The 25,864-nt window shown below is 71.6% G+C and carries 21 protein-coding genes and 3 pseudogenes; 16 read left to right on the forward strand and 8 right to left on the reverse strand.

What is annotated here, in order from left to right; all coding sequences use genetic code 11:
- Positions 1 to 61 precede the first annotated feature (61 nt).
- Positions 62 to 292 (forward strand): hypothetical protein, encoded by a 231-nt coding sequence (locus IE329_RS31450; protein ID WP_229927919.1) that lies wholly within the window; start codon positions 62 to 64, stop codon positions 290 to 292.
- A 146-nt stretch (positions 293 to 438) separates the two neighbouring features.
- Here IE329_RS31450 and IE329_RS31455 read toward each other — a convergent pair whose 3' ends face one another.
- On the reverse strand, positions 439 to 879 hold the full coding sequence (locus IE329_RS31455; RefSeq protein WP_190214422.1) for an NUDIX domain-containing protein: 441 nt from the start codon (positions 877 to 879) through the stop codon (positions 439 to 441).
- 455 nt (positions 880 to 1,334) lie between these two features.
- On the opposite strand from IE329_RS31455, the gene IE329_RS31460 reads away from it, so the two are divergent.
- The 13 genes and pseudogenes from IE329_RS31460 to IE329_RS31515 all read left to right on the forward strand — a co-directional run bounded on the left by IE329_RS31460 (position 1,335) and on the right by IE329_RS31515 (position 16,658).
- Positions 1,335 to 1,673, forward strand: coding sequence for an RNA polymerase-binding protein RbpA (locus IE329_RS31460; protein WP_190214423.1), 339 nt, complete (start codon positions 1,335 to 1,337; stop codon positions 1,671 to 1,673).
- A gap of 630 nt (positions 1,674 to 2,303) precedes the next feature.
- Positions 2,304 to 2,447, forward strand: a pseudogene (locus IE329_RS42100) (hypothetical protein); the annotation flags it as partial.
- A 3-nt stretch (positions 2,448 to 2,450) separates the two neighbouring features.
- Positions 2,451 to 3,770: pseudogene (gene rho / locus IE329_RS31465) on the forward strand (transcription termination factor Rho); the annotation flags it as partial.
- A 96-nt stretch (positions 3,771 to 3,866) separates the two neighbouring features.
- Positions 3,867 to 4,150, forward strand: a pseudogene (locus IE329_RS31470) (IS630 family transposase); the annotation flags it as partial.
- A gap of 89 nt (positions 4,151 to 4,239) precedes the next feature.
- Entirely contained in the window at positions 4,240 to 5,202 is a 963-nt protein-coding gene (locus IE329_RS31475; RefSeq protein WP_190214425.1) for a WGR domain-containing protein, read from the forward strand.
- A 457-nt stretch (positions 5,203 to 5,659) separates the two neighbouring features.
- A complete protein-coding gene (locus IE329_RS31480; protein WP_190214426.1) occupies positions 5,660 to 6,136 on the forward strand; it encodes a hypothetical protein in 477 nt (158 codons plus the stop codon).
- 213 nt (positions 6,137 to 6,349) lie between these two features.
- Positions 6,350 to 7,789: a tetratricopeptide repeat protein gene (locus IE329_RS31485; RefSeq protein ID WP_190214427.1), complete on the forward strand. Its 1,440-nt coding sequence runs from the start codon at positions 6,350 to 6,352 to the stop codon at positions 7,787 to 7,789.
- 1,319 nt (positions 7,790 to 9,108) lie between these two features.
- Positions 9,109 to 9,861: a LysM peptidoglycan-binding domain-containing protein gene (locus IE329_RS31490; RefSeq protein WP_190214428.1), complete on the forward strand. Its 753-nt coding sequence runs from the start codon at positions 9,109 to 9,111 to the stop codon at positions 9,859 to 9,861.
- Between the two features lie 598 nt (positions 9,862 to 10,459).
- The gene (locus IE329_RS31495) at positions 10,460 to 10,999 is read left to right on the forward strand and encodes a SigE family RNA polymerase sigma factor (protein ID WP_190214429.1); all 540 of its coding nucleotides are present in this window, start codon (positions 10,460 to 10,462) and stop codon (positions 10,997 to 10,999) included.
- A gap of 17 nt (positions 11,000 to 11,016) precedes the next feature.
- Positions 11,017 to 12,222 carry an LCP family protein gene (locus IE329_RS31500; protein WP_190214430.1) on the forward strand — a complete coding sequence of 402 codons (1,206 nt, stop codon included), beginning with the start codon at positions 11,017 to 11,019 and terminating at the stop codon, positions 12,220 to 12,222.
- Between the two features lie 573 nt (positions 12,223 to 12,795).
- Positions 12,796 to 13,611, forward strand: a complete 816-nt coding sequence (locus IE329_RS31505; RefSeq protein WP_190214431.1) for a hypothetical protein — start codon at positions 12,796 to 12,798, stop codon at positions 13,609 to 13,611.
- A gap of 334 nt (positions 13,612 to 13,945) precedes the next feature.
- A complete protein-coding gene (locus tag IE329_RS31510) occupies positions 13,946 to 15,001 on the forward strand; it encodes a hypothetical protein (protein WP_190214432.1) in 1,056 nt (351 codons plus the stop codon).
- A gap of 1,294 nt (positions 15,002 to 16,295) precedes the next feature.
- Positions 16,296 to 16,658 (forward strand): hypothetical protein, encoded by a 363-nt coding sequence (locus IE329_RS31515; RefSeq protein ID WP_190214433.1) that lies wholly within the window; start codon positions 16,296 to 16,298, stop codon positions 16,656 to 16,658.
- Between the two features lie 383 nt (positions 16,659 to 17,041).
- Here IE329_RS31515 and IE329_RS31520 read toward each other — a convergent pair whose 3' ends face one another.
- Together IE329_RS31520 and IE329_RS31525 are read right to left on the reverse strand one after the other, a co-directional pair.
- Positions 17,042 to 17,560 carry a cupin domain-containing protein gene (locus IE329_RS31520; RefSeq protein ID WP_190214434.1) on the reverse strand — a complete coding sequence of 173 codons (519 nt, stop codon included), beginning with the start codon at positions 17,558 to 17,560 and terminating at the stop codon, positions 17,042 to 17,044.
- Between the two features lie 253 nt (positions 17,561 to 17,813).
- Positions 17,814 to 17,984 (reverse strand): hypothetical protein, encoded by a 171-nt coding sequence (locus IE329_RS31525; RefSeq protein WP_190214435.1) that lies wholly within the window; start codon positions 17,982 to 17,984, stop codon positions 17,814 to 17,816.
- Positions 17,985 to 18,058: 74 nt separating this feature from the next.
- Here IE329_RS31525 and IE329_RS41680 point away from each other — a divergent pair, with 74 nt between their 5' ends.
- A complete protein-coding gene (locus tag IE329_RS41680; protein WP_268257355.1) occupies positions 18,059 to 18,190 on the forward strand; it encodes a hypothetical protein in 132 nt (43 codons plus the stop codon).
- Between the two features lie 19 nt (positions 18,191 to 18,209).
- Here IE329_RS41680 and IE329_RS31530 read toward each other — a convergent pair whose 3' ends face one another.
- A complete protein-coding gene (locus IE329_RS31530) occupies positions 18,210 to 19,001 on the reverse strand; it encodes a maleylpyruvate isomerase family mycothiol-dependent enzyme (RefSeq protein WP_190214436.1) in 792 nt (263 codons plus the stop codon).
- A gap of 329 nt (positions 19,002 to 19,330) precedes the next feature.
- On the opposite strand from IE329_RS31530, the gene IE329_RS31535 reads away from it, so the two are divergent.
- The gene (locus IE329_RS31535) at positions 19,331 to 19,765 is read left to right on the forward strand and encodes a hypothetical protein (RefSeq protein WP_190214437.1); all 435 of its coding nucleotides are present in this window, start codon (positions 19,331 to 19,333) and stop codon (positions 19,763 to 19,765) included.
- A 575-nt stretch (positions 19,766 to 20,340) separates the two neighbouring features.
- Here IE329_RS31535 and IE329_RS31540 read toward each other — a convergent pair.
- The 4 genes from IE329_RS31540 to IE329_RS31555 form a co-directional block, all read right to left on the reverse strand.
- Entirely contained in the window at positions 20,341 to 20,994 is a 654-nt protein-coding gene (locus tag IE329_RS31540) for a hypothetical protein (protein ID WP_190214438.1), read from the reverse strand.
- An 825-nt stretch (positions 20,995 to 21,819) separates the two neighbouring features.
- Complete coding sequence (locus IE329_RS31545) at positions 21,820 to 23,142, reverse strand: acyl-CoA thioesterase/BAAT N-terminal domain-containing protein (protein WP_373311354.1); 1,323 nt, start codon at positions 23,140 to 23,142, stop codon at positions 21,820 to 21,822.
- Positions 23,143 to 23,159: 17 nt separating this feature from the next.
- A complete protein-coding gene (locus tag IE329_RS31550) occupies positions 23,160 to 24,242 on the reverse strand; it encodes a tetratricopeptide repeat protein (protein WP_190214440.1) in 1,083 nt (360 codons plus the stop codon).
- A gap of 895 nt (positions 24,243 to 25,137) precedes the next feature.
- Positions 25,138 to 25,809 (reverse strand): hypothetical protein, encoded by a 672-nt coding sequence (locus tag IE329_RS31555; RefSeq protein ID WP_190214441.1) that lies wholly within the window; start codon positions 25,807 to 25,809, stop codon positions 25,138 to 25,140.
- Positions 25,810 to 25,864: the final 55 nt, after the last annotated feature.

Consider the following 25,864-nt stretch of genomic DNA (forward strand, 5'->3'; position numbering starts at 1 on the left):
GGGCCGGGCCCCGGAATCGGGGCCCGGCCCGGCGACGCGTGCGGAGCCTGCGGTTCCTCCGGTGGAGCGAATAGCGGCCTTCGTCTCCGCCCTCCTGGAACGGTGGCCCGAGGACGAGTACGACACCTCGCCTTGGTCGACCGGTCCGCTGATCCGTGAGGCCCGTGGGCCGCTGATCTACTTCCCCATGCGCTGGGGCATGGCGGTGGAGGCATCCGCCTACGCGGCGGAAGTCGCTTCGTCGACGGGCCTCAACTGCTTCGACCCGCAGGCGCGGCAACTGCGGCCGTGACGATCACGCAGGAGCGGTCGGACCCACCGTGACCTGCGTCGACCAGATTGCTTCTCGGCCGCGCCGGGGCGCCTCAGGTGATGTGGTCGCGCAGGTCACGGCCCTACACGCAGAACCAGATCATCTGAACTTCCGGAGCAAGAGCTTCAGGGCTGTACGACGGGGATGAGGTCGCCGCTGTCGATCGCGTCGAGCAGCGCGTCTTTGATCTGGGGCGGCATCAGGTTCAGCGCGTCGACGGCCTCGGTGGTGAGCGGGACTTCCTCGAGCAGGTACTCGCCCTGGTCGTCACGCTGGAACTCGGGGCCGGTGCGGTTGTCGAAGTTCCAGGTGGCGATCCGGGCGGTGTAGAAGTGCTCGACCTCGCCCTTGTCGGTCGTCAGCTGCCGGAACGGGCGCAGGTCGGTGGCCTCGCCGGCGATCTCCTCGCGGATCTCGCGCAGCAGGGCGGCCTCCAGGTCGGCGTCGTCGTCCTCGACCCCGCCGCCGACGAGGACCTGGTACGGGGGGATGCCGGGCCGGATGCGGGTGATCACCAGCATGGTGCCTGCGTCGGTGAACAGGACGGCGCGGACGCGTTCCTTCATGGGTGCTCTCCCTGGTGGTGGTCGGTCGCGGTCAGTGGGGCATCCTGCCGCCGTTGATGTGCAACGACTGGGCGCCGATGAAGGATCCGGCGGGACTGGTGAGGAAGGCGATGGCGGCGGCGTCCTCGGCCTTGCCCCGGCGGGGACGCACTGACGGGTCCTTCCGGCGATGACCAGCATCTCCTACCCGTGGCGCTGACCGGACGCCGAGTCCTTCAAGGCCGCCCCCAGGACGACCTGGCCCACCTCGACGCCCCGGCCACCGCCCGCGGCGGCCAGGAGGAATAGGACCCGCGCCGGCTGCGGCTGCCGCTCATCGCCGCCGGCGCAGGGGCCGACGAAGCGGTCGCACGGGCCCGGGCTCGTCCCGAGGGCAACACCTCGTACGCGTGGCCGTACGCTGGGCCTCCCCATGCACATCCGAGGCGTGGACATCATGGCCGAGGAGAGCGATCGTGGCGCAGGGACGTAGTGGTATCAGGGGTTCCCGCATCGGTGCAGGGCCGATGGGGGAGTCCGAGCGTGGCGACTTCGCCCCTCGCAGAGCGGTGTCGTTCTGGTGCGGCAACGGCCACCACACCCAGCCCAGCTTCGCGGTCGAGGCCGTGGTACCGGAGACCTGGGACTGTCCCAAGTGCGGCCTGCCCGCCGGCCCCGACCCCGACCAGGCCCCCGTCGCCGCGGGCAACGCCCCCTACAGGACGCACCTGGGCTACGTCCGGCAACGCCGGAGCCAGGAGGACGGCGAGATCCTGCTCAACGAAGCACTGGCCAAGCTGCGCGGGACCATCTGACCGCCCCGGGACGGCGCCGCGGCGGAAGGCGGGTTGCGCACGGCCCACCGGGGGGCCGACGACTCAGGGCGTTGGCGAACTCGCTGCACTCACCCCCGAAGCGGACGGCATCCGCAGCGCGCCCCAGGCGTCCCACCAGATCAGCCCCAACCCGCTCGATGACCGGCCGCGCCGCATCGAAGCCGTCGCCGACCAGGCCCGCGCCCGGTTCGGGGCAGCGAGCATCGGCCCCGCCTCCCTGTACGGCGCGGCGCGGCGCGGCGCTCGCACCGGCCCCGTCGAGCGCCGCGCTCGTCGTCTCCGCGGCCCGCTCCCGCCGAATCCCATGGGCGCGATCGACGGGCCCTGCTACCATGGTCGGCAACGGAGCACTCCACTCCCTCCCGCGAACTGATCGCGGTCGAGAAAACGGCAGACGCACTTCCTGCCAGCGGAGACCGCACCGCAGATCACGGCGGCACCAGCTTTCGGCGTCGCACCATGCGCAGGCCCAGGTCGCGTGCCGCAACCGCGCCGACCATGCCGCAGCCGGCCCTGCCGGGACACCACCGCGTTCCGGCGCACCTCGCGCTGCACGGCCCACCTGGTGCTGCCGCCCTTCGACACCACCTCCAGGGGGAGGACCCTCTCATGAGCACTTCAACCGAACCATCAACCACATCCCGAACCCTCCTGCGTGAACCGGCCGCCGGCCACCCCGCGCTGGACGGCCTGCTGCGCGCCGAGCTCCACCAACTCGCCTCCACCCTCGGCGTCCCAGGCACCGCGCGGCTTCGCAAGGGCGAGCTCGTCGATGCGATCACCGCCAAACGCGCCGCCCGTCCGGCCACGAACCCCCGACCCGCCGGCGCCACCGCCCCTCCGGCCACGAACCCCCGACCCGCCGGCGCCGCCGGCCCCCGCACCTCACCGGACGTACCGTCACAGCGGCCGCCAGCCGGCCGCCGCCCGCACCAGGCCGCATCCACCGCGAAGAGCGACCTCGTTCCGGCCGCCGGCATCCTGGACATCCGCAACGACCACGCCTTCCTGCGCACCTCCGGCTACCAGGCCGGGCCGGACGACCTGTACGTGTCCTTGGCCCAGGTGCGCACCTTCGGCCTGCGTCCCGGCGACGTACTGACCGGAGCAACCCGCGCCCCGGGCCACGGCGACCGCCGCCCCGCCCTGGCCCACGTCGACACCGTCAACAGCCGAGCCGCCGACCAGGCCCGCGACCGGGCCGAGTTCACCAAGCTGACGCCGCTCCACCCGCAGCAGCGGCTGAGCCTGGAAACCGACCCGGGGCAGCTGAACGGCCGCGTCATCGACCTGATCGCCCCGATCGGCAAGGGCCAACGCGCTCTGATCGTCGCCCCGCCGAAGACCGGCAAGACAATGATCATGCAGGCCGTTGCGGACGCGATCACCCGCAACCACCCCGAGGCCCACCTGATGGTCGTCCTCGTCGACGAGCGCCCGGAGGAGGTCACCGACATGCAACGCTCGGTCAAGGGCGAGGTCATCGCCTCGACCTTCGACCGGCCCGCCCGCGACCACATCACCATCGCCGAGCTCGCCATCGAGCGCGCCAAACGCCTGGTGGAACTCGGCCACGACGTGGTCGTGCTGCTCGACTCGATCACGCGGCTCGCCCGCGCCTACAACACCGCAGCCCCCGCCTCCGGCCGCACCCTCACCGGCGGCCTCGACTCCGCGGCGATCTACCGGCCGAAGAAGTTCTTCGGCGCCGCCCGCAACATCGAGAACGGCGGCTCCCTCACCATCGTGGCCACCGCCCTGGTCGACACCGGCTCCCGCATGGACGACCTGATCTTCGAAGAGTTCAAGAGCACCGGCAACATGGAGCTGCGCCTGGACCGCAGGCTCGCGGACAAGCGCATCTTCCCCGCCGTCGACGTCCAGGCCTCCGGCACCCGCCGCGAGGAACTCCTCCTCGGCCCCGCCCGCACCTCCGCAACCTGGACACTGCGCCGCGTGCTCAGCGGCCTGGACACCCAGCAGGCGATGGAACTGCTCCAGGACCGGCTGAAGAAGACCATGAGCAACACCGAGTTCCTCCGCCAGGTCACCGCGACCCGGCCCAACACCGGCTGACCGCTTCAAGTCGCTCCACCAACAGCGTCAGCGCCGCCGGATCCGCCGACGAGCACGTCAGGACGACGGCGAGGAAGACGGCATACCCGGCTCACCGGGGTAGAGCTGTGCTTCACGCCCACGTACGCGTCCTGGGCGAACCCGATCGAGGCCCACTTCGGGCCGCCGCGGCAGTTCACGATCGTCAACTCGAACCACCGCAACCACACGGTCCAGACCCGCACACGTTCCAGACCCGCGCCCTGCACGCCTACCTGTGCTGGCGCAACCAAGACGCCCGCCATCTCGATGTCCTCGCCGCCCAACGACGCGAACGCGCCCGCATCCGCAGGGACAAGGGCATCCGCTGGGGCGGACGGATGCGTATCACGGCGTCCTGACCACCGGAGAAGCAAGCTCGCAGGCGAGCGGTAGGGTCACCCGCGTGCGGTCCAGGCGCAGGCCTGTCGCAGGCGGCTTGGGAGGCCCGATGACCACATGGCGGCGGTTCGAACGCCAAGAGGCCACGCTCGAATTCTGGGAGATCCGCCAGGAGGGGATCCGCTGCTTCCTTCGCTGGGGCTCCGATCGCACCTCGGGCAAGGGGAGCACGACAATCCTCGACGACGAGGAACAGGCGCGACGCCACACAGCACGCAAGATCAACGAACGTCTCCGCAAGGGCTTCACCGAGGTGGACCCGCCCAGCGACCCGGCAGAAACCGAGGCCGGAACACCGGTGCTCGACGTCATCACCAGGGCGGTCGGTCCTCACGCGCCGGCACCCCAGTACCTGCTGGTCGACGGCTTCGACCAGGTCTATCGCCGCGCACACACGCCCGATCACCCGATGGGCTTCTTCGAGTACTACGTGCTGCGCGAGCAGGGCCGCAGCGCGGTTCGTTTCACAGTGCGAGCCGGCAGCCACCAGGACACGGTGGTCGCTGGGTTCCTGGAGTTCCTCTGCACCAGGCGTGACCTCGCCTTCGCCGGCCAGTCCCACCACAAGGTGACGTTGCCGAGCCCGGTCGGGTCCTTCGACCACGCGCTGTTCTGCTCGCCGTCACTGGGCCGGGCCTGCGCCGCGTATCCGGGAGTGGCAGCGAGGGTCGCGACAGCCTTCCCCGTGTTCAACTGCGAGATCGGGGACGAGGACCCGGAGGTGCTGGTCGACGGTCGCATCCACGGTCACGCCGCGCTGCCCTACAGCGACTGGGGACGATCGCCGTATCCCGCCGTGGACATGCGCTTCGACATCCAGTTGACGCACTACCGACCGTCACCGAAATTCAAGGTCTACCGGTCGGCCGACCTCCAGAAGCTCATGGAAGTACTGCCGACGGCATCGCCGCAGAGCTGGCTGGAGGTGCGGTCCTTCCGAGGCGAAACCACGCGCCTCCAACCCGACACGCCCCTGTCCTTCGCTGACCTGTTGTCCTCTCTGACCAACTGACGAAACGGCCTGGCGGCCGTTTGCCACATCCCCGGGCTTCCGGAGGTCACCGGACCGCAGCCGGTGAACTCCTCGTTGGCCTGTTGACCGAGGTCGTCCTGGAGGGCGGGGTGAGGCTGGTGGTCCTCAACATCGCCTGGGGTTATGACATCGGGGACGCGTACGCGCACGTGACGACCAATGTGAGCCCCTTTGTCGAGGGAGCGGAGATCGACTTCTTCTTCACCTCCTCGGTCACCGCGATCGCTGATGCTTCAACTGGCGGGGCCGCTGCGCCGGGTGGGCGGCCGGCTCCTTGCCGGGTTGGGACAGACCGGTCCCAGGCCTGTCCCACTGATCTCTCAGCGCGCCGGGTATGTCCGTTTCGCTAGGACGGTCTGCCATCCGATCTTGACCAGTGGTGAGGAGGCAGGGTCCGCGGGGTTGTTCCCTCCCGGGGCGTGCAAGGATCCCTGCTGTGGAAGCCAGAGGTGCGTGGAGTGCCGGACCGGAGGTCGACGCGGGGGCGGAGGGCGGCGGCCATCTGGAACCGCTGCTGCGATGGGCTGCTGTACGGGAGCCGCACGGGCGAATCGTGATCACGCCCCTCGTCTGCCGGTTCTGCGACTGGGACCGGTTCGAAGTGGCCGCGGACGAGTGCTTCTGTGAGGGGTGCTGCCTACCGCTCGGTATAGCGGACGGAGATGTCTATGAGGGCGGCTTCACCTGGGAACTCGCGGCCTCCGCCCTTCCACTCCCATGGCTGCGCAGGGTCTTCCGCAAGCCGGCTGACCCCGCATGCCCCGCCGGGCACGACGTGTTCCAGGTGGCGGTCGCCTACGCCCTTGCCGCGGACGGCCAGGTCTGCCGCCTCTCGGTCGGCCTGCGATGCCCGGTTGACGGCGCGTTGAGTCTTTACCTCGACAACGTGCGTGTGCTGCCGAACAGGGCCTGACGCGCACCGCCCGGCGGTTGGCGGGGACGAGATTGCCTCGGTGGTCAAGATCTCTTGTCAATCGGTCAAGGCTGTCTGTCAGAGGACAGCCGCTGACCCGCCTCATCGAAGTTCGACCGGTCTCAGTGGACTCTGACCGGTGGCGGTTGGCGTTGTGGGCATCCCGGCTTCGGTCGGGCGGAGACTGTCGGTGGCAGTTCGTAGGGTGCGCGTGTGAACATCGATGATCTTTCTTGGCAGGCGCGCCACCATGGTGGCGTCTACCCGCGGATGGTGCGGACCCTCCTCGACCTGGGGCAGTTGGAACTGCTGATCCGGGCGGCGCGGGAGCGCGGGGACTGGAACTGCGCGGAGGCGGCGGCCCGGGAGTTGTGCGCGGCCGGCGAGTTCGACCGGGCGCTCGCGCTGGTGGGACCGTTCGCGGAGATCGGCTGGCGGGCCGCCGAGTGGGTCACCGCCGAGATCATGATCCACCGGGGCGAGGGTGACGAGGCGCTCGCGACGGTGCGCCCGGACGCGGCCGAGCTGGGCGACGGCCACGTGTGCGCCCGCTACGCCGAGCTGTTGTCGAAGGCCGGACGGGCCGGGGAGGCCGTCGGCCTGCTCACGCCCCATCTCGGGGAGTACTGGCTGCGCTCCCGCCTGGTCGAGGTGACCGAGGGGCAGGGGCACGACGACCTGGTCCTGGAGGTGCTCACGCGGGAAGCGGAGCGCATGGAGCCTGTGGAGAGCGCGGCGTGCGAGCGGTGTGGTGAATCCTGCTGGACGGGCCGCACGGACCGCTGGAGCGTACTGCTCCTGATCTCCCGGGTGCTGGAGCGGGCCGGGCGTACGGACGAGGCTGTCGAGGTCCTGCGCGCCGAGAGGGCCACGGGCCGGCGTCATCCCGTCAACCTCCCGGAGTACTACGCGGAGCTCCTTGCCAGGCAGGGCCTGATCGAGGAGTTGGGGGCCCTCGCCGCCGAAGACCACCGCTCCGCCCTCGACGTGTACGCGAAGGCGCTGGAGGACGCGGGGCGGGCGGCCGAGGCGGAGACCGTGCTGCGCGAGGGGATCGAGGCCCATGACCATCCGAAGGACCGGGCGGCGCTGATGCGCCTCCTCGTCCGCCAGGGGAGGGTCGACGAGGCCGTCGAGACCGGCCGGCCCACCTACGAGTACTACGACTGCTGGAACTTCCTCCACTGGGCGCTGGACCTGCTCGTCGACGACGGCCGGCCCGACCGGGCACTCGCACTCCTGGAAGGGCTCACCGACGAATACGTCGAGGAGCACGAGGACCAGGTCCGCCACCTGCGGCTCTGGCTGTTGGGCGTGGCGGGCCGCTGCAAGGAGGGCATCGCGGAGGCCACCGCCCTCAACGACCGGGAGCCGGGGGAGTGGGACACCGCGCTGGCCGGGCTGCTGGAGCGGGACGGCCGGACGGAAGAAGCCCTCGCACTGCTCCGCTCCTCCACTCACTACCTGGTCCGCCACGAGTTGCCCGACATGCTGATCAGGCACGGCCGCCCGGCCGAGGCCCTCGACTCCATCCCCACGATCGCCGAGACGCGCGCGGCCGCCGAACGGCGGGAGCGGGAGACGGCGGAGCAGCGGGAGCAGGACGACCCCTGGGCGGTGACAGGCGAGTTCACCGTGGAGCCCCCGTTCTAGCCAGGGGCGCCGCGGTTCGTATTGGCGGGCGCCGGGGTTGGTGAGCTTGGTGGTGTCGTCCTTTGCGGGGCACGGTGGCCGGCATGACGTTCGAGGCGGGGGCCCTGGTGGGGCAGCTGTGGCGGGTGGTGATGCGGGCCGGGGAGTGGCCGCGCTGCTGGGCGAGGCGCGGTCGGGGTCCTGGCGGTGGGGGAGGGCGTCGGGGGAGAAGGGCGTTGGGGGTGGCGCGCGGCGGTGAGCGCGGCGTGCGCGGTCGCCTTCGTCGACATCCTGCACGCGGCGCAGGAGAACGGTGCCGGGGGCGCGACCGTCGGAGACGCCCGCCGGGTGAGGGTCGTGAACGCGGGCGGTCTCGGCCCCCTTGCCTGCGCTGGTCGCAGTGCGCGGACTGCTGGGGCTGCGGCTGCCGACTCCCTCGGAGGTACCGACGGCCGTACCCGGCACGGCCGGCAATGCGGCTGACGGAGGATCGGGACGGGGTCCCGTGAGGGCTCGGGACGAGACGCCGCGGGACGTTCCTGCGGTTCACGGGCCTGACGGTGGTCGACCCGACGACGGCACTGCACTTCGCCACGCCGGGGACGGGAAGGGGCGGCCCGGGTGGTGCGGCGACGGGGTGGCGTTCGTGGCCAGGGTGTGCAATGGCCTCGCTGATGTGGCAGCAGTTCCCGGCGTTCGTAGGGGTGTTTGATGGGCGTGCGCCTCTCGCCGTAGGCGCGGCGACCGACCTGCTGCGCCGGGTACGGGCCGGCGGGATACTACGCTGTGCAACTGCTCCGGGTGTATTGGGCAACGGCTGTGGCTGGTGCCACCAAGACGGTCGGCGGAGGCGGGAACCCCGCAGGACATGGTGACGGACCGTCACATGCTGATCGCTCCGGGCGGAGCCTGCGGGCGGCTTTGCCGGGGCATTGGCGTGATCGGGGGCGCATTGGCGGTCCTTTCGATCACGCAAACCCCATCAAAAGCTGGCATTTCCGGCCCGATTTCTTGATCCTTACCCCTGGTAAATGCCAACTGACCTGCACCGTCAGGGAATTACTTGATTACCGACCGCAACCGCCCGTAGCTTCATGGGCGGTGCAACGAGCACCACCCGGATTCACCCCGATGCACGGCCCGCCGGCCGATCCCCGGAGCGAGGGCCGTGCCCGTCGACCGGCCAAGCTCGAAGGACGGGCCGGCGGCAAGCGGGGAGACCGGGGCGGCACGGCACGTCGGACACGTGCCCGGCCGCCCATCGAGTGAGGTGAGCGAAACCTGGGCCCCACCGGGGCCTGGTTCCGCATGCCTGCCTGGGGCTTGTCGAGAGGATGTTCATGACCGTCGGTCACGAGACCACCGCTGCCACCACCTCCACCAAGGCCACCACCAAGCGCAACCGGGTCCGCGTAGCCGTTGTGGCCGGCGCTGCCGTCGCCGCGCTGCCGGTGGCCGGACTTGTCGCGGCCCCACCGGCCTCGGCCGCCTCCGCCTCGACCTGGGACGCCGTCGCCCAGTGCGAGAGCGGCGGCAACTGGTCGATCAACACCGGCAACGGCTTCTACGGCGGTCTGCAGTTCACCGCAGGCACCTGGCGGGCGTACGGCGGCACCGCATACGCGCCGCAGGCGAACCAGGCCGGCAGGGCACAGCAGATCGCTGTCGCCGAGAAGGTGCTCGCCTCACAGGGCCCCGGCGCCTGGCCGGTCTGCTCCAGGAAGGCCGGTCTGGCCAGGGGCGGCACGCCGGCCCAGGCCGACACCGCCCCCCAGGCCCAGCCGGCCGCGCCCAAGGCCCAGGCCCCGAAAACGCAGCCGAAGGCGGCGCCCCCCAAGCCCGCCCCTGTCCCGACAACCGACCGGAGCTCCACCGACACCACGCGATCGGGGCGGACGCCGGCCCCGTCAGCCCCGGTCAACTCCCCGAGGAACAGCGTCCCCATCGGTACCTACACCGTCAGGAGCGGCGACACCCTGAGCGAGATCGCGGTCAAGTTCGGCACGGACGTGCGGAGCCTGTACGCGAAGAACATCCGGACCATAGGCGGGGACCCGGACCTGATCTTCCCGGACCAGGTGCTGGACCTCTGACCTCCGGTCGGACCAGGGCCGGCCGCCCCTCCAAGGGACGGCCGGCTCCGGCGCGTGGACCGCGGTGTCCGGCCCCGTACGTGGACCCGTGCGCGCACCGTACGCGGCCCTCGGCACGCGACCGGACGGGATCCGGTCGCTGTATCGGGCCGGCCGGCACGACGACCTTCTCGCCCTGAACGAGAGCCACCACCTCGGGACCCCCCTCCTGCGTTCACAGCCCAGCTTCCTGGACGTGAGGACCTCGCCGAACCGGCCCGGGCTGTCCGCTGCCCCCGGACCGGTTGGGGCCGGGCACGCAGGAAGGACGTCCGTGCTGGTGCGCGGCCCGGCCGACGGGGCCCTGCGTCCGCCGGTGGGACCGCAGCCGACGCGCTCGGTCGTGGGCGTCCAGGTACCGACGCCCACGACCGGCACAGGCCTGTTCGGCACCGCCGTCACCCACCGGCGCCGAATCGCCGTCGCTCCGAGGACCGGCGGCGGCCGCCTGCCCACCACCGGACAGCCGAAGGTCACGGCCCGTCGAGATTTGCTGTGAAACATTCGGGTGCCCTCGTGTCGTCATAGGGCGGATACCGCGAGGGGACAGGAGAACACAGTGGGCACAGCTCGACAGCGGGCGGCCTCGGAGGAGGAGTTCGTCGCGTTCGCGACGGCCCGCAGCGGGCAGCTCTACCGGTCGGCGTACTTCCTCACCGGGGGCGACGCGCACCTGGCCGAGGACCTGGTGCAGGACACACTGGGCCAGATGTACACGCAGTGGCACCGGCTGCAGCGGCCGAGCTGGGCCGGGCGGATCGACAACCCGGCCGGCTACGCCCGGACCGTGCTGGTCCGGGCCTACCTGTCGCACCACCGCAGGCGCAGCAGTGCCGAGCGGCCCAGCCAGGTGCTGCCGGAGGTGCCGGCACCCGAGCAGGACGCGGCGCTGCGGCTGGCGTTGGTCGGCGCCCTGGCCCAGCTTCCGCCGCGCGACCGGGCGGTGGTGGTGCTCCGTTACTGGGAGGACCGGAGCGTGGAGGAGACGGCGGCGATCGTCAAGGACAGCTCGGCGGCGGTGCGGACCAGGTGCAGCCGGGCGCTGGCCCGGCTGCGGTCCCTCCTGGGGGCCGACCTGGCGGAGCTGGTGGCACGGTGAGCGGGCGGGACGGGTCGGTGGACGGGGTCTTCGGTGACGGGAGTGGCGAAGTGAGCGGCGGGGACGAAGAGTTCGAGGTCCGGTTGAGCACGACCTTCGGACGGGCCGCCGAGGGTCTCGGGGTGGCCGCGGCCGCCCGGCTGGTCGACGGCGGTTTGGAGGCCGGACGGCGGCGCCGGCGCCGGCGGCGGACGGTCATGCTGGTCGGCGCGTTGACCTTGGCCGTTGCGGTGGGGGCGAGCGCGCTGACCCTTCCGTCGGGGCTGCCGGGGCGGGCCTCCGGCGCGCTGGAGGCGGCGTCCTCGGGCGCGCCCGCGCCGCTCGAGCGTGGGGTGACCATCCTGCTGATCGGTCTGGAGGCCACCACCGACGCCCAGAACCGGCCGGCGCCTGCGGAACTGCGGCGCGGGGAGCTGCACGCCGGGGCGGCGGACGTGGACGTCGCGGACACCCTGGTGCTGGTGCACATCCCGGCCGGAGGCGGGACGGCGCGTCAGCTGTCGATTCCCCGGGATGTGCTGGTCGACGCGCCCGGCGGCGGTGCCAAGGTGGCCATCAGGCAGGTGTATGCGCAGGCCGAGGCTGCGGAGACGACACGCTCTCAGGGGCAGGGGGTTTCCGGCGCCGAACTGCGATGGCGCGGCCGGGAGGCCGGCCGAGCCGCGCTGATCCGGTCCGTTCAAGAGCTGGCAGGTGTGCCGGTGGACCACTTCGCAGAGGTCACGATGACCGGGTTCTACCGGGCCGCGCAAGCCGTTGGCACAGTGCCGGTCTGTCTGAACCACGCGGTGGACGACGAGCTCAGCGGAGCGAGCCTGCCCGCCGGCCGGTCCGAGCTCGGCCCCGCGCAGGCGCTGGCGTTCGTACGGCAGCGGCACGGAGTGGGTGACGGGTCGGACCTGCAGCGCACGCGCCGGGCGCAGGCGTTCCTCGCCGGCGTGTTGCAGAAGTTGCGTGCCGGCGGGGTGATGGCGGACGCCGGCAAGCTGAGGGCGCTGTACGACGCGCTGAAGGAGGACCTGGTGGTTGACAAGGGGTGGAACCCGGTCGACTTCGTCCGCCAGGTGCCCGCCTTCGCACAGGGGCGAGCGGCGACCTCGGAGCTGCCCGTGCAGTCCGAGGGGGCGGTGCTGACGGCGGAGCCGGGCAAGGCGAAGGAGATTCTGGCCGGTGAGGGGACGAGTGCAGCACCGGCTGTGAACGAGGTGCCTTGCGTCGACTGAGCGGGCACGCGAGCTGATTTCCCGTTCGTCGCCGCGACGGCGTCCCCGGCGGATCCGAGGACCGGCGGGCTGACCGCATCTTCGGAAACCGCTGGCGGCCGCCACCATGTGGTGACGGCCGCCACGATGCCGACGACCACCTGCGCCAGGTTTGCGGGCCGGCTGGAGCGCACCCGTCAGGTCGCGCTGCATCTGCCCCCACCGGGCCGGTCGTCCGGCGGCCGCGGCCGGACAGCTGGAGCAAGCGGCAGGCGGGCCGTGCCCAGTCCTGGGGGCGGACGCGGAAAGCGCCGACACCTTCATCCCGCCGGGCGAGGAACCGGAACGCCAAGCGGGGGCCTGAGCGGAAGACGCCAAGTCGGTCAGACTGCGGTGAGACTCGTCAAAGTTCGGTGAGACGGGACAGGGCCGCTGTCCCCTGGCACGCGACCTTGACTAATCGGCAAGAGATCTTGACCAGCGCGGTTGAGCGTCTGCTGGTACGGGCTGTCACTGCTCTGCCGTACGGTCCCCAGGCTGGAAGGGCCGGCCGGTTTGGGCCCCGGGCCGGCAGCGAGAAGGGGTGCCGGACATATGAGCTGGGATGTTGTCGCGGCGGACGAGCGGATTCGGTGGACGTTGGAGCCGCTCCACCGGGTGGGCCCGCTGTGGTTCGGGATGACGGCCGAGGAGGCGGAGCAGGCGCTCGACGGCGAGCTCGTACCCGACCCGTGGGGGAGGGTCCGACCGCACAACGGGTCCGTGGTGAGCCGCGAGTTCAATCTCCCGCACGTGCCGACCTTGGCGGCCGTCACCGCGTACTTCGGCACCGGGCGCCTGGTGGGCGCGGCGTTCGACGCGCGGCGCGGCCCCCAGGTCCTTCTGGACGACCTGCCGCTGGTGGGCCGCGTGCCGTCCGAGCTGGTGGCCGACCTCACCGCGTACGCCGACACCCGCGACGTCTACCTGGAGCACAACCACCTGGGGGACCTCGCCTCGGAGGAACTCGGGCTGTTCAGCAGCACCCAGAGGGCCGATGACGTGCTCCTCACGAGGGCGATGCTCGTCGACTCCCGCTGGGCGGACCGGATCGGCGACTACTACGAGACCTGGGGTCCGCGGTGCCCCCTCGGGCGGCCGGGCTGCGCCCCGCCTGTCAGCGGCCGGCCCCGGCCCCCGCGTCCCGGCTCCTCGACTGTGGCTGCGCCCGGGCCTCCCGCGCTGCCGGGACGTCGCCATGGCCGACGTTCCGGCAGCCCTGCCCCTGCTGAGGACCGAGGTGGTGGTGTCCGGTTGGACGGCGTCATGAATGAGTTCGCGCATCCTGAGTCCATAACATCGGGAAATCGGAAATGGAGGGGAAGCCGGCCGATCCGTTGTGGCGCATCGACGGGGATTCCTTCGACCTGAAGTTCCGGATACCGGCAGTATTTTCGCCAGGAGCCCCGCTCTGCTCGGGCTGTCGGGGAGCCCGTACCCGCTCGACATCCTCCGGCCGGCTGGCACTCACGATTCGGCCTCCCCCGCGCGGGGGAAGCCGGATGGCCCGTGGGATGGATGTGATCAGGGTCGGTGGCGCGGAATCGTGGAGCGTCGGCAATCCGGATATACGGGGGTCACGGTGGTTGTTCCTGCGAACTCGGAGGCAGGTGGCGTCCCTGAGCCGCCGATCGCAAGCCCGGGGCGGGTGTTGTGGAGGCGGCGCTGGCCTGTGTGGGCGCCCGTGGTCGCTGCAGTGTGGGGCGTGTTGTACGCCGCGGTCGAGGTCACCTGGGCGGTGACGGGCACCACCGTGCAATGGAAGGAGCACTCCGCCTACGCGCCGGAGGTCCAGCTCTTCCTGGCGGCCCTCGCACTCCTGGCCGGCGGCGCCTGCCTGGCAGGCACCCGGACTCTTGCCGGGCCCGGCCGGGTTGCGGTGGCAACGGCGCTGATCGTGGCGCTCCCGGTGTTCGTCGTGGGAATGAACGGGCTGCCGATCTATTTCGTGACAATGGTGGCGCTCTCGGGGGTCGAGAGCGCCACCGGGCTGGCCCAGGTGCTGCTGAACACGGCCGGTGCCGCCCTCCTGCTCCTCGCCGGTTTGTCGTACCGCCGGCGGCTGCGCGGAGACTGCCCGCGATGCGGGCGGCCGCACAGCGGCGCAGCCGACGGACCGCTGGCCCACCCGGCCGCCTCCCGAGCCCCGAGGCGGACCCGCGTCGCGGTGTACCTGCTCATGGGCGGACTTCTGCCGTGGGCGGGAGCCAAGACCGTCTGGACGCTGGGCGGAGACGCGCTCGGCGTCGCGGGCGACGACTGGCAGAGGGCGACGAGCGTCGGCGCGTCGGGGCCGTCGAGGGCGGCCGCGGCGGCGGGGATCGACGTGACCGTCCTGGCGGCGATGGTCGGGGTCTTCCTGCTGCTGGGGTTGCTGTACCCGTGGGGGCAGGTGTTCCCCCGCTGGACGCTGTTCCTCTCCGGACGACGGGTCCCGCGCCTGCTGCCCTTGATCCCGGCCTGGCTGACGGGCATCCCTCTGACGATGTACGGGGCCGTCCTCATCGTCATGGCCCCACTCATGGCTGTCGGCGTGCTGCCCACGATCGAGCCGTCCCCGCCGTTCACCGCCGGCTCGGGGATCACTTGGATGGTCGAGTTCGGCGGTCTGGCATTCGCCGGTCTGGGCAGCGGTCTCGTTGTGGCCGCCTGCTCCTACGCGGCCCGCACCCGCCCCGTCTGCGCCGGCGCCACGGCAGGTAGGCATACAGGGCCCGGGTCCGGGCAGCGTGGTTGCGGTGGTTCGAGTTCGCGATCGTGAACTGTCGCGGCGGCCCGAAGCGGCCTTCGATCGGGTCGGCCCGTGACGCGTAGGTCGGGGTGAAGGACAGCTCGACCGGTTCTTCCCCGCCCAGCGTCGGATGGCCTCGCCCTTGTGCGCGGACAGGTTGTCCAGGATGACGGAGATCGGGGCACCGTGCGGGCGGGCCGCGCGGATCGGCCTGAGAACGGACCGCCGCGTGCTCATGGCGCCCGTCATGCGGCGGTCGACGCCCCACAGATCGCCGACCGAGTAGCAGCCATGGAAGTACCGGATGCCGTGCGTGCGACGGCCGAGTCTCCGAGGGCCGTCTTCGTGCGCCCGGATGGGCGCCGCTGGATGCCGGGTGCCGTCGGACGGGGCGAAATCGGTGGGGGCCGGGCATACCGGCCGAAGGCCGGGGCAGGCGCTCGTCCGGCCGATGAAGCCCGGACGGTCTGCTTCGGTGCCTCGGAGTTCGTCCCCGGGTAGCGCTCGGCCAAGGGCGGTCGTGCTTGAGGATCGCCGGCCCGGCCCTCCGTCGGCGGCTGCCGGCCTGCGGTCCAGGGTACGGGCGCCCGGGCTCGCCGTCCGTCGTTCCGTCGATCCCCGGTCCTCAGCTTCTTCCTCGCCCGGCCGCCGGCATCCCGGGACCGTCATCGTGAGGCGGTGACGAGTTCTCACGGAGAGCCGGCCGGCGTGTGTGCCGGCTCGCGTACTTCGCCAGGCCGCGCTCACCGGCCCGTCGGCCCGCCCGGGCGGCCGTCCCGTCCTGCGGCTCGCCCCCCGCGGCCGGTCTGCCTCCTTGTACGCTCGTCCGGCTCGTCCGGTCCCGCGACGTCGGGTGACGCGGTGCACGTCGCTCCGGGGCCGGCGCTCCCCGTGCACGGCCCGCGGGTGGACCAGGGCCAGCCGCGGGACATCCGCCGCCACGCGCGCCCCCGCCCGTCCGGGCCTCGGCCTGCAGGGCACGGCCGCAGTGGCCGACGTCCCCACAGGAAACGGCCCGGCGCGGCCGATTCGAACATTCTGCCGCACGGTGGCCCCGGCGGCGGGTACGCTCACATCAGGTGTGCCGGGAAGACTGGTCGGCGAATAGCTGCCGCCTGTCCCGAGGAGAGCTGTGACCACCAGCGAGCACCCGACCCCCGACCCCTCCGCCCTGCCGACTGCCGGCCTCGGCCCACTGGTGCGGATCGGCGGCCAGTGGCTCATCGGCGACCACGAGCGCACGGCCCATATCGCGCTCCTCCCCGAGGGGTTGGAGCACCGAGTAGCCGGTCGGGATCCCGTCCTGGTGCCATGGCCGCGTTTGATGAGCCTGGGAATCGGGGTCAGCAGCGGCCGCTTCCTGAGCACGCCGGCGGGCGGCCTGCTGTCCAAGTACGACGACATCACCGTTCACGGCTCCTGCCTGAACGCCATGGTCAGGAACCCGTACGACATGTGGAAGCCCCGCTTCTTCCACCACCGCCAGCGGTACCCGGCGGTGGAGATCCTGATCGTGCGCCAGCTGCTGGAGGAGACCGTCCGGCTGGGCCGCGCCGATCTGCTCGGCGATGACGCCTGGCTGACCTCCGCACTCCGCGATCTGGCGCCCGCACGCCTCCCGTGGACCAGGAAGGGGCAACTGTCCCAGCAGGAGCGGGTGGCAGCACTCGTCTCCGACGCGCGCTGACCAGCCCCATGGCCTTTCATCAGGATCGCGTCGGCCCGTGACGCCGGGGCCCGCTCGACGCTGAGGGGCCGTCAAGGTGTCTATGAGGGCGGCCTCCGCCGACAGGGCGGTGCTCCCGGTGGGACTCCCGGTAGGTGGTGTCCAGGTAGATCTCGATGGCCTGGTGTGTGGAGGCGATCGGGATTTCGGGGGTTTTGTGCCGCCCTCAGCGGGCCGTGCGCCGTCCGGGCCGGGGGAGGCCCGCGAACCGGCCGAGGTCTCCGGCCGGTGCATCGGACGCGAAGACCCGTGCCGGCAATGCGCCCCGCAGCGGCCCGGCCGTCGGCATGGCGCTGCAACCCCCTACACGCGTGGCGGTGGAAGCCGCCCGGCGGCCCGGCTTGTCACCTGGGGAGGGGCTGGTCCGGTCGGTCCGGGCGGCAGTAGCGGTGAATGAGTGCGGCATGCTCGGGGAAGCGTGCCACGAGTTCGTGGGGCCGGCCGAGGGTCAGGTCGGCGTAGTCGAACCCGGGGACGACGGCTTCACTGATCAGGGCGTGGTCTCCCGCGGTGAGGTGGGACGCCTTCCAGGTGCCTCCCGGCACGGCGACGGTGAGGAGCTGCCCTGCGTCGGGGTCCTGGCCGAGGACTGCGGTGCTGTGGCGGCCGTCCGGGTGGAGCAGGTGGTAGGTGATCGGTTCGCCGTGATGGTGGAAGTGCAGGATGTCGGACCGGTTCAGGTGCCAGTGCCCCACCGGCGACCAGTGGGTGAGCAGGTAGTGGATGGAGGTGACGGCGTACCGGTCGCCTCCTGGCGTGCGAGTCCGGGGCCGGTGGTCGGCCTGGTAGGTCCGGCGGAAGTACCCGCCCTCCACGTGGGCTTCGAGACCGAGGGCGTCGATCCAATGGCGTGCGGTGATCACGGGGTCTCCTGAGAGTCATGAGCGGCCGGGCAGCGTCCTCGCCGCCACGGCCTGCCGCGGCGGCGGCCACATCCCCGCCCGCCAGGTCCACAACATGATCCTCGAATCCCACCTCGCCGACGCCGCGCCCCGCACCGGGTGGGCCGACGGGCACCTGGTCGTCGTCCACCCCGGCCTGGAGATCCCGGGCCGGCCCAACCCGGTGCGGGACGCCAGTCTCCGCCCGGCCCACCGCCATCCGCCTGCGCGGGCGTCAGACCTTGGTCGCGTCCATCAGGGCGAGCCCGGCGAGCGCGACCACGGCGGAGACCGAGACCGTGATCCGCTGCCACCGCACCCAGTTCGCCCAGCCCCGCTCACACTTGCTGCCGACCATCATCCCGACGCCCCCCGCCATGAAGGTGCCCAGCGCGAACCACATCATGACCAGCAGCGTAGCCACGGACCGGCCGGCGGTCATCGGAACCGGACGAGCCACCTGCGTGCCGCAGTACCGGTGTGAGCAGACTCCGGTGGGCGGGCATCGTGGAACGGGCCGCCGTGATCGTCACCGGCTACGACGCCGTCGGCGGCTGCACCCTGCGCCAGGCCTTCGCCCTACGGTTTGAGACCGTCTCAGCGAACGGGTGACCGCGCCGTCGGCCACGCCTTACGCGTTCGGGTCCCAGGCGAAGAGCCGCTCGAAGATGACCCGGTCGCCGTCGATCTTCACCGACTCCAGCGGTGTGCGTCCGTAGAACCACAGGACCAGCTCGGCGGCCGTGCCCCGGGCGGAGGCGTCGGCCGGGGCATGGGCCTCGCCCTCGCCGACAGCCGGGAGGCGGACGGCGCGGGCGCCGTCCGCCTCGACCGTGAAGCGCCAGGAGCGGCCTTCGGCGGCGTGGTAGTCGACGACGGCCGGCTCGTGCGGCCAGACGCCCGACCACGCGCAGCAGGTGAACAGGAAGTCCTCGACGCCGTCCAGCGCCACCTCCGCCGGCAGCGGCTGCGCGGCGCCCACGGTGAGCTGGGCGTCATAGGTGTGCATCGCGATCTCCTGGAGCTGGTGCCGGGCGACGGCACCGCTGGTCCGCGGCGACTGCGAGGCGCCCCACCACGTCCAGCACTCGGCGTCCGGGCCGACCTCCCGCAGGGTGTCCAGCAGCTCCTGCGTCGACGCGGCCAGCCAGGCCACCAACGCCTCGCGCTCCCGGGGCGCCTGCGCCTCGGCGCGCGCCGCCACGGCCTCGGCCGGCGGGGCGTCGGCCGGACCGGCCTCGACGACGGCGGCCCAGAACGGGCGGCCCGAGCCCAGGTGCCGCGCCAGGTCGAACAGCGTCCACTCGGGACAGGTCGGCACCTGCACGTCCAGGCTGGGCGCGGCGGCGATCGCGGCCCGGAAGGCCGTCGCCCGCTCGTCGATCAGTCGCAGCAGGTCGGGAAGTTCAAGATTCTTCTGCACTACGGCTGTCTATCACCGCACTTCGGAGGCCGAAAGCGAATTTCCCGGCCGCCGCCTGCCGACGCCGCCGTCGAACCGCACATCGACAGCACCGTCCTCGCCGCCCGGATCGCCGAAGAAGAACGCCAACGCGCCCGACCACGGGAGTTCACCGACCAGGCGCTCCGTTCCTTCGGCCCCGGAGCCTGAACCGGCGGTCGAACTCGCCTCTCAATCGGTCAAGGTCGCCTGCCAGAGGACACCGCTGACCCGTCGCACCTAAGTTTGACCGGTGGGCTGATCGGAAATGCCCAGGCGCGCCCAGCTGGGCTTCTGCCATCCTCGGGCGCGTGCCAGCTCGTAACCGCCGCCTGCCGCAGCACCTGTCGTGGCCGCTCACCTCGACGGACATCTGCTCCGCGCTCGGTGAGACGCCTTCCCACGCCCTCCAGCTCAGCTTCTTCGACCACCACTGGACGGACGGCACTCTCCTCAAGGCCAGGTGGGTGCCACCGACCAGCTCGAACTACGGCGCCGGCCTTCCTTCCGACCGGTGGTCGAGTGTCTGGATTACCGTCGCTCCCATACCGGGCAGCGAGCGGGCCGCTGCCCGCCAGATCCTGCGCGAGCAGGCGCTCCCCGAGCTGCGGAACTGGGTGGAGAAAGCCCGGAACGGCTCCGAGGCATGGGCGCTGAGCAGGCACAGCATCGCCTGGCGGTACGTCAACCGGTTCCTGCACCTCAGCCATGACCAGCAGCCGTACCAGCCGGTCAAACTTCCCTGAGACTCGCCAAACGCCTGACGGGCCAACAGTCGCTGTACCGGGACGGCCACCGTCGCCTCGCCACGGCCCTGCCGTCACCACCCCGGTGCCGCAGGCATCCGGGCCCGCCGCCAGCTCCCCGCGGGGCCGTCAGGCCTCCGCCCCGGCCACTCCCGGTCCGGCCGCCAGGCCGGCACCCCCTTCACGGCCGCAGGCCGCCTGTTGGTGGGCGCGCTGGAGGATCAGGAGGACCAGGAGGGGCTGGAGGATCGGGTGGTGGTGCCCGGCTGCGCCCCGGCCCCGCGAGGCCGCTCTCGGGGCCGGTCCTTGCTGCGCCTGGGCGCCACCAGGCCATTCCTGGCCGGCCTGCCGGCCGTCCCCGGGATGGCCGATGCTTGACGGGGCTGTGTTGTGCCGAATTAACGCCGTTCCGGCTGTCTCCAAAATCGCGGCGGGCGCTGTCTGCCGCTGGCGTTTTCCCGTGCGGTGATGTCATTCGGCCCGCCCTCAGGCCAGTACTGAGCCGTTATCCGGCCGCATCGTCCGTCTTCCAGACGTGTACTTCTGTGCTGTGAAGCGGAGGTTCTGCCGCACTGCTATTCATCGAAAAGGACTGGCTCTCGTGTCATGACGTTGTGAACGGATTCGCTGAATTGTTCCCGAAGAGGGGTTATCCAGGTACTCCAGGCTTCTTCGCGTTCTTCTCTCGTTGTACCCGGGCCGCCTACGAGTCGTGTGACGCTCGTGCATCGGATGTTGATATCGCGGGCCAGCGCTCCGGCTTCGGATGGCCCGATCCCTCTGACCTCGTGAGCGATGCTGTGCATGTCGTAGGTGATGCCGTCCAGTGCTTCTTTGTCCATCCCTCGGAAGAGGGCGATGCGGAACCGGCCGAGGCATTCACGGAAGCGGTCGTAGGAGGCTCGGCGGGCGTCCAGGAGCCAGCGGTCGCGTTCTGCTCGGGCTTGGGCTCTTGCGACTTCGAGTGCGGACTGGTGGCTGGCGGCTGCCAGGGCGATCGCGCTGCGGTGGCTGGCCGCTGTCTGGGCGGCTTGGAGTTCGAGGGCGGCGCGGTGGCCTGCCTCGGCCTGGGCGAGGGCCGCCTGGTGGGCGGCTGCGGCACTCTCGCGGGCGGCCTGGTTGAGGGCGTGGGTCTGCTGCAGGGCGGTGCGTTTTTGCCAGTGGGCGACGAGGACGCTCACGGGGATGCCCGCGAGAGCCACCAGGGCCGCTATGCCTGTGAGGTCCATGACAGAGCATGATGCCCCGTCAGATCTGCGGGTCAGGCAGCAGGGCTGCACGTCCGCCTGCCCCGCTGCCTGCCCTGCCCCGCTGCCTGCCCTGCGCTGCGCCTGGCCGGATGCTCCCCGCCGGCCGGCTGCCCTGGCCTGCGCACCGCCGCCTCGCCGGCCCGCCGCCGGGGGCGGACGTGCTGCCTGCCGTCGCTCTCCCCGGGGGCGGGCTCCGGCAGGTGGTGCCGGGCGCGCCCCGGGCGGGGAGGCACCGAGGGGGTGTCGCCCGCGGGGGTGTGCTGCCGTCCCTGGGCCCGTAGGCTGCCCTCCCGGCCCACCACCCCGGCACCGCCGGGCACCGGCCACGCCCGCTGTGCCCCGTCAGGGGGCTGTAGGCCCCCGCCTGGGCTCACCTGCCACCCTCGCCGGTGCGACAAGGCCCGGCCCCGCCCACCCGCGCGCCGCGGTACCACCAGGCCCTGCCACTGGCCGCCCACCATGCCGCGGGGCCGTCAGGCCCCGGCCCCCGGCCGCTCGCCGGCGCCCCCACCGCGGCCGCAGGCCGCCCGCGCTGAGGGTGGTGGCCGTTGGGGGGCAGGGTGGGGGGGTCGGGCTGCGCCCCGGTCCGGGTTCGCTTCCGCCGGGGGTGTGGTGCTGTTTCCTGTGCTGTCCTTGGGGGTCGGGGGTGAGTTCCTGACAGCTCTTGCATCTCGGCCCCCGAGTGCGTGACACCTCTTGCATCTTGTCGCGCCGCAGGTCGGAGGGGGGCGGGCCGCCAGGAGCCGCCTGTCCGGGCTGTTTCTGGCCGCCGACCCTGCTGCTGTCATGGCCGCCTTCGTGCCGTCAGCTGCTGCGCAGTCCTGAGAGGAGCGTGAGCACCTGCGCCCACCCCGCCGCCTGTGCGGCGGCGTTCCCGGCACGGGTGCCGCCGAAGTTCGTGGTGCGCTTGGAAGCTGCGCTGCCCAGGGTGGTGTCCGCGGCGAGGTAGGGGAAGGTGCCGACGAGGTGGCCCGCGTCGGGGTAGACGATCGCCTGGTGCGGATGGGGGTTCTGCGCGAGATCGAGTGCCTTCACCAGTTGGCCCGCCCAGTTCGCGGAAGGCCAGATCCTGTCGTCGGCGCCGGCGATCGCCAGCAGCGGACCGTCGAGCTTGTCGAGCGGGATCGTGCCGGTCGGCACCGGGCTGCCGTGAAGGGTCCAGGCGGTCGGCCCGCTCGGGAATCCGGGGTTGACCTGGGCCGAGGGTGCGTAGACCACGGCACCGTGGACCAGCGTCGGGTAGTCCTCGGCCAGCAGGAGAGCGGCTTCGCTGCCGCGCGAGTAGCCCAGGGCGAGGAGCTGTGCGGGGTCGACCTCCGGTTGGGCGGCCAACAGGCGCGCGGCGTCGGCGAAGTACTCCAGCGGGACGTCCTGCAGGGTGGACGGCAGCCCGGGCAGCCCGAAGTACCCCAGGGCCAGGGTCGGATATCCGTGGGAGGCGAGCAGCGCCGCTGTGAAGTTCTGGCCGGTGCCGCCCTCGGAGCCGCCGAAGGCCAGGACCGCGGGACGGCGGGCCGTCCCGGACGGTGGGAGGAAGAGCTCGCCCGCGATGCCGTCCTTCGCGGGGGTCAACTCGCGGGCGGTGACGCCGTCGGCCAGCCAGTGGCGTTCCAGCACCCGGACGGCCTGCTGTCGTCCGCCGGTTTCGACTGCCAGGCGGACCTGGTAGTAACCCTGGAGCTGGGGGAACTTGGGTACGAAGGCTGTTGCGGCGGCGTCCGCGGGGGGTTCCATCGACCAGAACAGGCCCATGCCATCGACGCCCTGATAGGAGCCGGAGCGCGGGGCAGTCGTGGCGAGGTCGACGGCGCCCTGCGGGTCGGCCACGAAGGCGGCGTGCGCCTGCCAGCTGCTCGCCCGGTAGTCCGAGGCCTGCGTGGTGACGGTCACCTCCGCTCCCGGCGCGAGCCCGGTGATCCGCACCCGGACCGCCTGATCCGCAAGCGCCTCCGGTTGGTCGACCTCGATCGCGACCGCGCCGGAACCCGAAATGGCTCTGTCATGCCCACCGGTGCAGCCGCTCACCGTGACACCGGTCAGCGCCAGCACGACTGCCGCCGCCCACGTCCTGACCGAACGACTCCTGGCCACGTCGCTATCCTCCCCCGATGACGGTGACATTCTCATATGGTCCAGACCAATGGTCAAGGTCGTTTGGGGCGCACAAGGGGCACGCCTGGACCATCAGCGGAGAGGACGGATGCCCTTCGGCGGTGCCGCTGCGCGAGGTCACGACATAGCGTTGGCCGCGGATGCTGAAGCCCTTGCCCTTCCTTGGAGCCGCCCTTGGCCGGGTCGACCGTGCTGGCATCCCCGGCAGACCCGCCGCGCTGCTCACCGTGCCCGCTGACAGGCCCAGGCCCGCCCCGGCCGCCCCTGCCGCCTACCGGGCCCGCTCCACGGGGCAGACCTCGGCGAGCAGGTCCAGCAGGTACTCCGCCACCTGCCCGGCCTCGCCGGCTTGCACCCATGTGTGGTGGCGTCCGGCGGGTGCCGCGCCGCCTCGGTGCTACGCCTGGTGCCGCTGCCGGTATCGGTCGGCTCCGGATCTCGCCGGGCGTCCGGCCGGCTGCCGGCAGGGTGGCGGCGAGCTCACCGAGCGCCTCACCCTCGCGGTACGCGTCCTCCGATTCCCGGAACACCTCGGCGGACCGCCCACCGGCTTCTACCGCCCGCCCGTACGCCTCAGCACCCCGCCACGCGGTGCCGAGGCTGTTCCAGGCCATGGCTTCGCGGTGGCGGTCGCCGAGGTCCTGGTAGATGTCGAGGGCGTGTTGGTGGGTGTCGCGGGCGTCGTCGAAGCGGCGCAACTCCCCGAGGGCGGTGCCGAGGTTGTTCCAGGCCGTTGCTTCGCGGTGGCGGTCGCCGAGGGAGGTGGCGGCGTCATGGGCGAGGGTGGCGACGGCCAGGGCGTCCTGCAGATGCCGACGTGAATTCAGGTAGTTCGCCAAGAGGGACGCCAGGGTGATGGTGGTGTCGGGGTGGCCGGTGGCGTGTGCGGTGTGGACGGCGGCGACGAGATTGGCGCGCTCCGCGTCGAACCAGGCCATGGCGGCGCCTCGGTCGGGGAAGCGCTTCTTGTCGCCGCCCGCCGTGGGGTTGAGATGGGCGGCGGCCCGCGCGGTGCGGGCGTAGTACTCGAAGAGGCGCAGCTGGGCCCTGGTGCTGTACTGGGGGCTCAGGCGGGCCTGTTCGGTGGCGGCGTAGGCGCGCACGAGATGGTGCATGCGCCAACGCTGCGTTTCGGGGTCCTGACGGATGAGGCTCGCCGCTTCGAGCGCGGTCAGGCGCAGACGGACGTCGCGCGGCTTGCCGATGCCGGTGAAGGCGACAGCGGTCTCGGTGGACAGGTCCGGCCCCCGGGGTTCACGGCGAGCAGCCGGAACAGCTCGGCGTGGGGACCAGCAGCCGCCGGTAGGAGCGTTCCAGGACCGCCCGAATCGCCCGCTTACCGTCGTCCAGCACAACCAGCCACTCGTCCAAGACCTCCAGGTCCTGCGCCAGCTGAGCCGGCTTCAAGCCCACGGCTCCTGATCAGCGGGGCACTGGAGCCCTGGGGGCTGCCCAGAGTCCCGCCGAGGCCTACAAATGGTGAGGTGGCGCCATTGAGGCCGCCCCTGTGCTCGTACCGGGGCGTTCGCCACAACACCCCTGATCGCCTCTGTGGCGCCCCGCCGAGCCGGCGCCCAAGCCCAGGTAGGGCCGTCGACCCCGGCCGGTGTTCGCCCGCCCCACGGCGGCGGGCGGCGACTGTTGCCGTGGAGGCTGCTCCTACCGCCTCCTCCGCGGGGCATTTGGAGGAGCCGGACCGGGAGCGGATCGGCTTCGGCGCCCGTCTGGACCAGGCGCAGCTGCTGGCTACGCTGTCCGGCATCTCAGCGAATGGCAGGCCGGCGGGAGGTCGGCACCGCAGGTATGAGATGCCGGGCGGGATCCGGCCGCCAACGATGGGGATCCGGGCGGTTTGGGTGTGGCCCCCGCAGACGATGTACCGACCACAGTCCAGGACCTTGATGGTGTGGGTGGCCGACTCCACGCAGGCGGTGTCCAAATATTTGGCACGGCGAACTCCAGACCCGGGGTTGCCCCCAGCAGCCGTGTGATTCGGCTGCCCGACCACCGTCAGGGAGCCGAGTCAGCCGCGATGGCATAGTCCATCGCTGCCGCTGCATCAGCAACATCCGCCAGGGACACCTTGCTGTTCAAAGCCGTGACCACGTTCTGGGTCAGCGGGCGGAGGGCATACACGTGTCGCACGGCATCGATGTTGACCGGGGTCTCGTAGTAGTCCTCAGCGAACCTCTGGAATGCCTCCGGCGACGGGTTGACCAGCAGGTGGAACAGCCAGCCCGAGCCGTCGGGGTCGGAGGTGTCCTCAGGGAAGTCGATCTCTCCCGCCTGCCAGTGGTCGCTCCCCGCCTCACGCCAGAGGCAGGCCGTCACCCTGGGCATTCCGTCGTCTGTGAAGGCCGGCTCTTCGACGTAACTACGGAACACCTCGGGGACCGAGTCCACCACGCCTGGCCAGGGCTCGTCGTCGACATACGGGCTCATCGCTGACTCATGGTCGAAGCCTCGGACAAACGCGCCCGCCGGAGAGAAGACGACGTCGAACTCGTCCCCCGAGCCGTTGCGCATGGAGGCGTTCTCCTCCGTCGCTGACCAGGCCGAACTGAATGAGTAGTAGCGCTCACCGTCCGGGTTCAGCACGCTCTCCAGCATGGCCATCGACCGACACCGGTCCCGCAACGTCGGGATATCAGGAAGCGCCTCGGCAACATCATGAACGGTCATGCGGACCATCCAAGCGCACGCCACCGACACTGATCCGCGTAGCCGGGCTGGTCGT

This window comes from Kitasatospora indigofera (genome assembly GCF_014655955.1).
Classification (GTDB): Bacteria; Actinomycetota; Actinomycetes; order Streptomycetales; family Streptomycetaceae; genus Kitasatospora; species Kitasatospora indigofera.

Coding starts and splice junctions, on each gene's coding strand:
- IE329_RS31550 (WP_190214440.1), bottom strand. CDS start 24,242: ATGCACCATCTCGTGCGCGCCTACGCCGCCACCGAACAGGCCCGCCTG.
- IE329_RS31555 (WP_190214441.1), bottom strand. CDS start 25,809: ATGACCGTTCATGATGTTGCCGAGGCGCTTCCTGATATCCCGACGTTG.
- IE329_RS31540 (WP_190214438.1), bottom strand. CDS start 20,994: ATGGACCTCACAGGCATAGCGGCCCTGGTGGCTCTCGCGGGCATCCCC.
- IE329_RS31490 (WP_190214428.1), top strand. CDS start 9,109: ATGACCGTCGGTCACGAGACCACCGCTGCCACCACCTCCACCAAGGCC.
- IE329_RS31515 (WP_190214433.1), top strand. CDS start 16,296: ATGAGCCTGGGAATCGGGGTCAGCAGCGGCCGCTTCCTGAGCACGCCG.
- IE329_RS31525 (WP_190214435.1), bottom strand. CDS start 17,984: ATGATGTGGTTCGCGCTGGGCACCTTCATGGCGGGGGGCGTCGGGATG.
- IE329_RS31505 (WP_190214431.1), top strand. CDS start 12,796: ATGAGCTGGGATGTTGTCGCGGCGGACGAGCGGATTCGGTGGACGTTG.
- IE329_RS31475 (WP_190214425.1), top strand. CDS start 4,240: ATGACCACATGGCGGCGGTTCGAACGCCAAGAGGCCACGCTCGAATTC.
- IE329_RS31455 (WP_190214422.1), bottom strand. CDS start 879: ATGAAGGAACGCGTCCGCGCCGTCCTGTTCACCGACGCAGGCACCATG.
- IE329_RS31545 (WP_373311354.1), bottom strand. CDS start 23,142: ATGAGAATGTCACCGTCATCGGGGGAGGATAGCGACGTGGCCAGGAGT.